Source organism: Streptosporangium sp. NPDC001681 (genome assembly GCF_040298085.1).
In the GTDB taxonomy this organism is placed as follows: Bacteria; Actinomycetota; Actinomycetes; order Streptosporangiales; family Streptosporangiaceae; genus Streptosporangium.
In genome coordinates this window covers 48,569-57,303 of sequence record NZ_JBEOZN010000060.1, presented here as the reverse complement: position 1 = coordinate 57,303, position 8,735 = coordinate 48,569, and the positions used below count along the sequence as shown (strand labels likewise).

The following is an 8,735-nucleotide window of genomic DNA, read 5'->3' as shown; positions in this document are numbered from 1 at the left end:
GGCCTGTTCGGCAACTTCGGCCAGACGGCCTACGCGGCGGCCAAGGCGGGCATCATCGGCGTCACCAAGACGCTGGCCCTGGAGGGCCCGCTCGTCGCGTCGAGCGGGGAGAGAGCCGGTCGTGACGGGCCCGTTCCGGCCCTCGGTGTCGGGATTCGCCACACCGGGTGGGGCGGCCGGGTCGCTGCCAGAGCACCTCCGGCAAGCAGGGTGGCGAACACGAAGGCGCCGACAAGACTCTGCGGAGGGCATACCGGGCCGGCCAGGATCGGCTGTGGCGGCGGCGCGTCTTCCCGTGGATGAGACGGCGGTGTATCAACCGACCACCACGCGCCCTCGTATTCGTCGGTGTGCTGCGCGACGTACCCGAGGCTGAGCGGCACATCGCCGTTGACGGTGAGCCTCGCCGCGCGAAGACAAGCCTCGGCGTGGTGGTGCGCATTGCGATGGTCAGTAGTACTGCCGTTCCGCCGTTTCGCCGAGACGGTGGAGTAGGTGCGTCCAGCCGTGGCCGGTCTCGTGTTCGAGCAGGGGTGGCAGGCCGCTGTGTCGTAGGGTGAGCTCGGTGCCGCCGCCATCCCGGACGAGGGTGATTTCGACGCGGGAGCTGCCGGGTGGGATGTCGGGCACTCCGGGAGCGGCTTTCCAGCCGAAGGTGAAGACGATCCGTTCATAGGGCACGAGTTCGACGAACTGACCGCACATCACCGGGCGCGGGCCTTCCTGCATGTACACGCGCAAGGCGCCACCAGAGCGGGCGTCCAGTTCTGCCGCACCCCACCATTGGGCCAAGCGGGCCGGATCGGTGAAGAACGGCCAGATCGTCTCGGGCCGGGCCTGGATGCGCAACGTCTGCTCGATCGTCCTGCTCTCCCTGGCGCTCATCATGATCCCTTCACGTCGTCCTCACCGGTGCGCACGCGTTCCTCTCGCTCGGCCGCGTCCTTGAGTCGGCCAAGCGGGGCCGACCACATCGTCTCCAGGAACGTCGCCGCCTCGGCGAGCCCTTCGGGGCGTAGCCGATAGAAACGCCGGTTGCCGGCGCGACGGATGTCGAGGAGCCCGGCTGTGACCAGGATCCGCAGGTGCTGGGAGACCGCAGGGCGGCTGATATCGGAAAAATGCCGGGCGATGTCGCCCGCCGATACTTCGCGGTCGCGTACCAGCATGAGGATCGTGCGACGGGTCGGGTCGGCGACCGCTCGCAACGCCTCGTCCACCATCCACCGCCTTCCCCCAGGTCCGCTTGCGGCATCCACCGGAGCTATTGTAAGTATTTAAGCAATATCTTACATACTTTTCGGATCAGGGGAGACACGTCATGACTGACAAGAATCGAGTCTCGATGTCAGAGAACGAGCGCCTGAACGCGCTGGTCGGCCAGTGGCGTTCACAGGGGCAGACGGTCGCCACTCCGGTCGAACCCGCGATCCAGATCGCCGGATTCGACACATACGAGTGGCTGGGGGGTGGGTTCTTCCTCATCCACCGTGTGGACGTGCGCATCAACGATGACAAGGTCGAAGTCATCGAAATGATAGGCCCCTACGATCCGGCGACCCGGACCTATCCCATGCGCTCCTTCGACAACCAGGGCAACTTCGTCACGATGCGGGCGAGCGTGAACGACGACGGCGTCTGGACGTTCACCGGCGAAACAGAACGGGCCACACTGGTGATCGCTGAAGATCGCAACACCATGACGGCCAGGTGGGAACGCGTCGACAATGGCTCGGATTGGCGGCACTGGATGGACATGACCTTCACAAAGGTCTCCTGACCTCGGCCGCCTTCTCGGGGCGCCGCCAAGCTCCGGGCAAGTGGCAAGGGGACGCCGCCGCAATCGGCTCGCGGCGTAGGTCGAAGAGCAGGCTCGGGGCCGCGCGTCGCCATTCTTATTAGGTTAGGCTAACTTAATCTCTGTGGCTCCCCCCGTGAAGAGCGCGTATATCCGGAGACGGCTGACCGGCCTGTGTCTGCTCGGTGGCCTGTTGCTGCTCACCGTGCTGGCAGGCATCGCGATCGGCGCCAAGCAGATCCCGCTGGACCAGGTCCTCTCGGGCGTGTTCGCTCCCGACGGCTCGGAGAACGCGCTGATCATCCAGGAGTTGCGGCTGCCGCGCACGCTGCTGGGGGTGGCCGTGGGGGCGGCGCTCGGCCTGGCGGGCGCGCTGATGCAGGCGCTGACCCGTAATCCCCTGGCCGAACCCGGTCTGCTCGGCGTCAACGGCGGCGCGGCGATGGCGGTCGTGACGGTGGTCGGCCTGTTCCGGGTGGACGAGGTCCTCGTCTACGTGTGGGCGGCGTTCCTCGGGGCCGCCGGGGCCGCGCTGCTGGTCTACGTGATCGGGTCGCGCGGCCGTTCCGGCGCCACCCCCGCGCGGCTGGTCCTGGCGGGAGCCGGGATCAACGCGGTGTTCAGCTCGCTGACGGCGGGGGTGATGCTGCTCAGCCCGCGTGGTTTCAACGGCTTCCGGTTCTGGCAGGTGGGCTCGCTGTCCGGACGCGACCTCGGCGTCTTCGCGCAGATCGGCCCGTTCCTGCTGGCGGGGACGGTGCTGGCGCTCTGCCTGGCGCGCCCGCTCAACGCGCTGGCGCTGGGGGAGGACACGGGACAGGCGCTGGGCGTACGCGCGGGCCGGATCCGCGCGCTGGGGGCGCTGGCGGTCGTGGTGCTGTGCGGCGCCGCCACGGCGGCGGTGGGGCCGATCGCCTTCGTCGGGCTGGCGGTGCCCTTCGTGGCCCGGGCGCTGGTCGGCCCGGACCAGCGCTGGGTGCTGCCGTACTCGCTGCTGCTGGCGCCGGTGCTGCTGCTCGGCGCGGACATCGTCGGTCGCGTGGTCGCGCCGCCCGGCGAGCTGGAGACGGGCATCGTCACCGCGTTCCTGGGCGCCCCCCTGCTGGCACTGATGGTCCGTCGCGGAAGGGTTCCCCAGCTGTGAGCATGAATCGTGTGCTGCGCGTCGGGAGCATGTCCGTGCGGTGGCGGCCGCGGGCCGTCGCCGTGTGTGCCGTGCTGGCGGGCGTCGCGCTGGGGGCGGCGGTGCTCGTGGTCGGCAGTGGAGACTTCCCCGTCTCCGTCACCGAGGTGGTGGAGGCGCTGGCCGGGCGGGGAGAGCGCGCGACGGAGTTCATCGTGCTCACGTTGCGCCTGCCCAGGGCCGTCACCGGCCTGCTCGCCGGGGCGGCCCTGGGCCTGAGCGGTGCGATCTTCCAGAGCATCACGCGCAACCCGCTGGGCAGTCCCGACCTCATCGGGTTCACCACGGGTTCGGCCACCGGCGCGCTGCTGCAGATCCTGGTCGTCGGCGGCGGCACCGCTGCCATCGCGGCCAGCTCCGTCCTCGGTGCGGTGCTGACCGCGCTCGCCGTCTACCTGGTCGCCTACCGCGGCGGGGTGCACGGCTACCGGCTGGTACTGGTCGGGGTCGCCGCGGCCGCGATGCTGGAGTCGTTCAACGCCTACCTCGTCACCCGGGCCGAACTGCGCGAGGCGTACGAGGCGGCGTTCTGGCTCACCGGCAGCCTGACCGGCAGGGGCTGGCCACACGCGTGGCCGCTGGCCCTGGCCATGGCCGTGCTCGTTCCGGTCACGATGGCGTTCGGGCGCCGGCTGCGGATGGGGGAGCTCGGAGACGACGCGGCCCAGGCGCTCGGTGTGCCGGTCCAGCGGACGCGGGCCGCGCTGGTGGTGACGGGCGTGGGGCTGGTGGCGGTGGCGACCGCGGCGGTGGGACCGGTCCCGTTCGTCGCGCTGGCCGCACCGCAGCTGGTGCGGAGGCTCACCCGCCGGCCCGGCACGCAGCTCGTGCCGGCCGCGCTGATGGGCGCGGCGCTGCTCGTCCTCAGCGACCTGGCGACGCTGCACCTGCCGGTCACGCCGCCGGTCGGTGTGGTCACCGGTGTGCTGGGCGGCGTCTACCTGATCTGGCTGCTGTCGACCGAGGGGATGCGGGGGCGGGCGTGAGCGGGTCGCACGGTTGGCCGGAGACGAGCGTTGACGCCCGAACATCCTTAAATTAGGTTAGCCTTACCTAACTTAGGGAGGGCTCTGTGCTGACCAGGGAAGAACTGCACGATTCGCTGACAGAACTGCTCGGAGAGCCGGTGGAGGCGGACGACAATCTCATCGAACTGGGCATGGATTCGATCCAGCTGATGGGATTGACCGGCCGCCTGCGCCGCCTCGGCGTCGAGATCGGTTTCGCCGAACTCGCGCGGCGGCCCACGCTGGCCGAGTGGTGGGAGCTACTCGCCGAACGCGGTGCCCTCGCCCCGGTTCCGAGTTCAGGCCAGGACCGCGTTCCCGATCCCGAGCGGGAGGCCACGGAGCCGGGCGAGTCGTTCCCTCTCGCGCTCATGCAGCACGCCTACTGGATCGGCCGAGACTCAGGCCAGTCACTCGGCTCCGTCGCCGCACACCTCTACGTGGAGCTCGACGGCCGCGAGATCGACCCCGGCCGCCTTGAGAGGGCGGTCCTGGCACTCGTCGAGCGGCATCCGATGCTACGGGTCGCCGTCCGCGACGACGGCACCCAGCGCGTCCTGCCGGAGCGGCCGGGACCCGCGGTCACGGTGCACGACCTGCGCGCCGCGCCGGACCCCGAACAGGAGCTGGAACGGCTGCGCGCCCAGATGTCCACCCAACGGCTTCCCATCGAGACGGGCCGGGTCTTCGACGCGCGGCTGAGCCTGCTGCCCTCCGGGGCCGCGCGGCTGCACCTGGACGTCGACATGGTCGCCGCCGACGCGATGAGCTACCGCACGCTGCTTGCCGACCTCGCCGCGCTCTACGAGGGCGAGAACCTGCCGCCGATCGACTACAGCTACGCGCGCTATCTCGCCGCCGACCCCCGCGCCAAGGCCCGCGACCGGGACCGCAGGTGGTGGGGCGAGCGGCTCGGCGAGCTGTCCGGGCCGCCAGAGCTGCCGGTCGTGCCGCGCCCGGGAGAGAAGGTCGTGCGCAAACACCACTGGTTGCCCCCCGAGGGCAGGCAGCGGCTGATCGCCCGCGCGCACCGCGAGGGTGTCACACCGGCGATGGCGCTCGCCGCGGTCTTCGCCGAGGTGATGGGGGCCTGGTCGGCGACCCCGCGCTTCCTGCTGAACCTGCCGCTCTTCCACCGTGAGCCCATCCACCCCGACGTGGACGCCCTGGTCGGCGATTTCACCGGCTCCATCCTGCTGGAGGCGGACCTGTCGCGGGAACTGCCGTTCGTCGAGCGCGCCCGCGAACTGCAGGCGCTGCTGCACACGGCCGGTGAGCACAGCGACTACTCCGGGGTGGAGGTGCTGAGAGACCTGTCGCGGGCGCGGGGTGAGCAGGTGCTGGCCCCGATCGTCTACACCAGCGCTCTCAACCTCGGCGAGCTGTTCGGGGAGCGGGCGCGGCGCAGCTTCGGCGAGCCGGAATGGATCATCTCCCAGGGGCCGCAGGTGCTGCTGGACGCCCAGGTCACCGAGGTCTCCGATGGCCTGCTGCTGAACTGGGACGTGCGCGATCCGGCTTTCCCCGACGGCGTCGCCGACGCGATGTTCGCCGCCTACACGGGCGCGATCACCCGCCTGGGCGCGCCGGGCGCCGACTGGAGCGAGCCGCTGGGGATCGGCGCCCCGCCGGACCAGCTGCGCCGGCGGCACGAGCTCAACGCCCAGCCGCCGCCACCCGCGCGGACGCTGCACGAGGGGTTCTTCGCGCGGGCCCGGCGTACTCCGGACCTGGTGGCGCTGCACTGGGGCACCGACGGCACGCTCACCTACGGCGAGCTGGCCGACCGCGCCCTGCGCGTCGCCGCCCACCTCGCCGAGCGGGGGGTGCGGCCCGGCGACCGCGTCTCGGTCGAACTGCCCAAGGGACCCGACCAGGCCGTCGCGGTGCTCGGCACGCTGGCCGCCGGTGCCGCGTACGTACCCGTCGGGTCCGGACAGCCCGCCGCCCGCCGGGAGAGGATCCTGAAGGCGGCGGGGGTCGTGGTCTCGCTCACCTCGGCCGTGACGCACCCCGCGCCGCTGGAAGGACCGGTTCCCGTTCCTCCCGGGCAGGTCGGCTACGTGCTGTTCACCTCGGGCTCCACCGGGGAGCCCAAGGGGGTGGAGGTCTCGCACCTGGCCGCGATGAACACGATCGGGGACCTGGTCGAGCGGTTCTCGCTCGGTGAGGCGGACGTCTCGCTCGCGGTGTCGGCCCTCGACTTCGACCTGTCGGTGTTCGACCTGTTCGCGCCCTGGTCCAGCGGTGGCGCCGTGGTGATCCCGGAAGAGGACGAGCGGCGCGACGCCACCCGCTGGGCCGAGCTGGTCGAGCGGTGGTCGGTGACCGTGCTGAACTGCGTGCCCTCGGTGCTGGAGATGCTGCTGCGGATCGGCCCCGTACCGAGCCTGCGGCTGGTCCTGCTCGGCGGCGACTGGGTCGGCACCCACCTGCCCGCGCTGTTGCGTGACCGTTCGCCGAGGTGCCGGTTCGTCGCGCTCGGCGGTACGACGGAGACGGCCATCCACTCGACGGTGCTGGAGGTCGACGGCGAGGTGCCCACGGACTGGACGGCGGTCCCCTACGGCGTGCCGTTGCGGGGAGTGGCCTGCCGGGTCGTGGACGAGACCGGGCGCGACCGCCCCGACTGGGTGCGGGGCGAGTTGTGGATCGGCGGCGCCGGTGTCGCGGACGGCTACACCGGTGACGCCGAGCGCACCGCCGACCGTTTCGTCGTGCACGAGGGCACCCGCTGGTACCGGACCGGGGACATGGCCAGATACCGGCCGGACGGCACGCTGGAGTTCCTCGGGCGGCGCGACCACCAGGTGAAGGTGCGCGGGTTCCGGATCGAGCTCGGCGAGGTCGAGACCGCGCTGGAGAGCCACCCCCGGGTACGCAGGGCCGTCGGCCTGCTCGCCGGCTCACGGCTGGCCGCCGCGGTCGTGCTCGCGGAGGAGCCCGAAATGGAGACCGGAACGCCGGAGCTGCTCGCCCACGTACGGGAGCTGCTGCCCTCGCACATGGTCCCGGACCTGCTGGTGCCCCTGGCCGGGCTGCCGCTCACGGCCAACAACAAGGTGGACCGCAAGGCGCTCGCCGCCCTGGTCGCCGCCGCTGCGGGGGAGACGGGCACGCCCTACACCGCCCCGGCCACGGCGCTGGAGCGGGTGCTCGCCCGGGTGGTCGGCCAGGTGCTCGGCGTGCCGCGGGTCGGCGCGCACGACGACATCTTCGCGCTCGGTGGCGACTCGGTGCTGGCCACCACCATCATCGCGCGGCTGCGCGAGGCGCTCGACGCCTCGTCCCTGCCGCTGAGGGCGCTGTTCACCGAGCGGACCGTCTCGCGCGTCGCCCGCCGGTTCGCCGAGGTGGAGGAGACCTCCGGCAGGCTGGAGGCGGTCGCGGAGATCTGGCTCATGGTGGAGGGCATGTCCGAGGACGAGCTCGCCGAGCGCCTGGGCACGGGCGGCGGGGGCGACTGACCGGTCGTCACCGCGGGGTGGCGCGGCTAGGCGTCCTGAGGTTCGCTCTCCAGGGTCGCGCCGCGCAGGCCGGTGAGCGTGAGGGCCAGGGCCAGCGCCAGCGCGGCGCTGGCCGCTCCGTACACGACGATCGCGGTACCGGGGGCCAGGTAACGGCCGAGCGCGCCCGCGCCGAGCGCGCCGACGGCCTCGCCGCCGGTCTCCTGGGCGGCCCACAGGGCGTTCACCCGGCCGAGGTAGCCGTCGGGGGTGTGCGCCTGGATGAGGCCGTAGCGGAGGATCTCCTCGATGGACGCGACGAAGCCGTACCCGAAGAGGATCGCGATGGCGAGCGCGGGATGCCCGGCCAGTCCGAGGCAGGCCAGGAGCACGAAGCCGCAGACCGACGCGACGAGCAGTGCCCTGCCCGGTGCGCGCGAGTGCACGACCCACCCGCTGGTGAGCGAGCCGAGCACCGCGCCGCAGGCCGGCGCGGTGTAGAGCAGGCCGATCGTGGCCGGGCCACCGCCCAGCTGCAGGGTCGCGAACGCGGGCATGAGCACCGGGATGCCGCCCGCCACCATGAACAGCAGGCCGAGCAGCATGAGCGAGCCGACGACGCGGTGCGAGGCCACGAACTTCAGCCCCGAGCCGATCGCCCTCAACGGGTTCTCGGTGACCACGACGGCCGGTCTCAGGGCGGGGAGCCTCGTCAGCAGGCCGAGGGTGACCAGGGTGCCGAAGGCCGCGGCCGCGTAGTTCCAGCCGACGCCGAACGCCGAGATGGTCAGGCCGCCGAGCGCGGGAGAGATCATCGAGCCGAGCCGTACGGTCAGCGCGTTGAGCGCGCCCGCCGCGACGAGCTTGTCCGGGGGGACCAGGGCGGGGGTCGCGGCCAGCAGCGCGGTGACGCTGACACCGGTCGCCAGCCCGTCCCAGGCCGCGAGCAGGTAGATCGCGGCCAGCGAGGGGGAGGGCAGGAAGGCGTTCAGTGCCAGCAGCGCGAAGCCCAGACCGGCCGCGCCGCGCGCCAGGAGCATCAACCGGCGCCGGTCCTGCCGGTCGGCCAGCACCCCGCCCCACAGGAACCCGGCAAGCAGGGCGAACCCCTCGGCAGAGGAGACGGCGCCGACGTGTACCGTCGATCCGGTCATCGCATAGACCTGTACGGGCACCGCGACCAGGAGCATGCCGATGCCGAAGACCGACACGGTACGTGCGACGAACACGTCGCGGAAGGCCCTGCTGGTCCTCAGTGGGCTGATGTCCATGGCCAGGCGGCGCAACATCTTCGGGGTTCT

The 8,735-nt window shown here is 71.7% G+C and carries 7 protein-coding genes and 1 pseudogene; 5 read left to right on the top strand and 3 right to left on the bottom strand.

Going from position 1 to position 8,735, the window contains the following annotated elements; genetic code table 11:
* Positions 1-303, top strand: a pseudogene (locus ABT130_RS25855) (hypothetical protein); the annotation flags it as partial.
* A gap of 147 nt (positions 304-450) precedes the next feature.
* Here ABT130_RS25855 and ABT130_RS25850 read toward each other — a convergent pair.
* On the bottom strand, positions 451-885 hold the full coding sequence (locus ABT130_RS25850) for an SRPBCC family protein (RefSeq protein ID WP_350959421.1): 435 nt from the start codon (positions 883-885) through the stop codon (positions 451-453).
* The gene (locus ABT130_RS25845) at positions 885-1,259 is read right to left on the bottom strand and encodes an ArsR/SmtB family transcription factor (protein WP_350959418.1); all 375 of its coding nucleotides are present in this window, start codon (positions 1,257-1,259) and stop codon (positions 885-887) included. Before ABT130_RS25845 ends, ABT130_RS25850 begins: the two co-directional genes overlap by 1 nt.
* Before the next feature lie 62 nt (positions 1,260-1,321).
* Here ABT130_RS25845 and ABT130_RS25840 point away from each other — a divergent pair, with 62 nt between their 5' ends.
* The 4 genes from ABT130_RS25840 to ABT130_RS25825 all read left to right on the top strand — a co-directional run bounded on the left by ABT130_RS25840 (position 1,322) and on the right by ABT130_RS25825 (position 7,455).
* On the top strand, positions 1,322-1,780 hold the full coding sequence (locus tag ABT130_RS25840) for a DUF1579 family protein (RefSeq protein WP_350959415.1): 459 nt from the start codon (positions 1,322-1,324) through the stop codon (positions 1,778-1,780).
* A gap of 142 nt (positions 1,781-1,922) precedes the next feature.
* Positions 1,923-2,942 (top strand): FecCD family ABC transporter permease, encoded by a 1,020-nt coding sequence (locus ABT130_RS25835; RefSeq protein WP_350959412.1) that lies wholly within the window; start codon positions 1,923-1,925, stop codon positions 2,940-2,942.
* A 2-nt stretch (positions 2,943-2,944) separates the two neighbouring features.
* Positions 2,945-3,967, top strand: coding sequence for a FecCD family ABC transporter permease (locus tag ABT130_RS25830; protein WP_350959424.1), 1,023 nt, complete (start codon positions 2,945-2,947; stop codon positions 3,965-3,967).
* A gap of 86 nt (positions 3,968-4,053) precedes the next feature.
* A complete protein-coding gene (locus tag ABT130_RS25825; RefSeq protein WP_350959409.1) occupies positions 4,054-7,455 on the top strand; it encodes a non-ribosomal peptide synthetase in 3,402 nt (1,133 codons plus the stop codon).
* 26 nt (positions 7,456-7,481) lie between these two features.
* Here ABT130_RS25825 and entS read toward each other — a convergent pair whose 3' ends face one another.
* The gene (gene entS, locus ABT130_RS25820) at positions 7,482-8,723 is read right to left on the bottom strand and encodes an enterobactin transporter EntS (protein WP_350959406.1); all 1,242 of its coding nucleotides are present in this window, start codon (positions 8,721-8,723) and stop codon (positions 7,482-7,484) included.
* Between the last annotated feature and the right edge of the window lie 12 nt (positions 8,724-8,735).

What these genes read in the sequence shown, in the direction of transcription:
- ABT130_RS25830 (WP_350959424.1), top strand. Translation starts at nt 2,945, where the DNA reads ATGAATCGTGTGCTGCGCGTCGGGAGCATGTCCGTGCGGTGGCGGCCG.
- entS (WP_350959406.1), bottom strand. Translation starts at nt 8,723, where the DNA reads ATGTTGCGCCGCCTGGCCATGGACATCAGCCCACTGAGGACCAGCAGG.
- ABT130_RS25850 (WP_350959421.1), bottom strand. Translation starts at nt 885, where the DNA reads ATGAGCGCCAGGGAGAGCAGGACGATCGAGCAGACGTTGCGCATCCAG.
- ABT130_RS25840 (WP_350959415.1), top strand. Translation starts at nt 1,322, where the DNA reads ATGACTGACAAGAATCGAGTCTCGATGTCAGAGAACGAGCGCCTGAAC.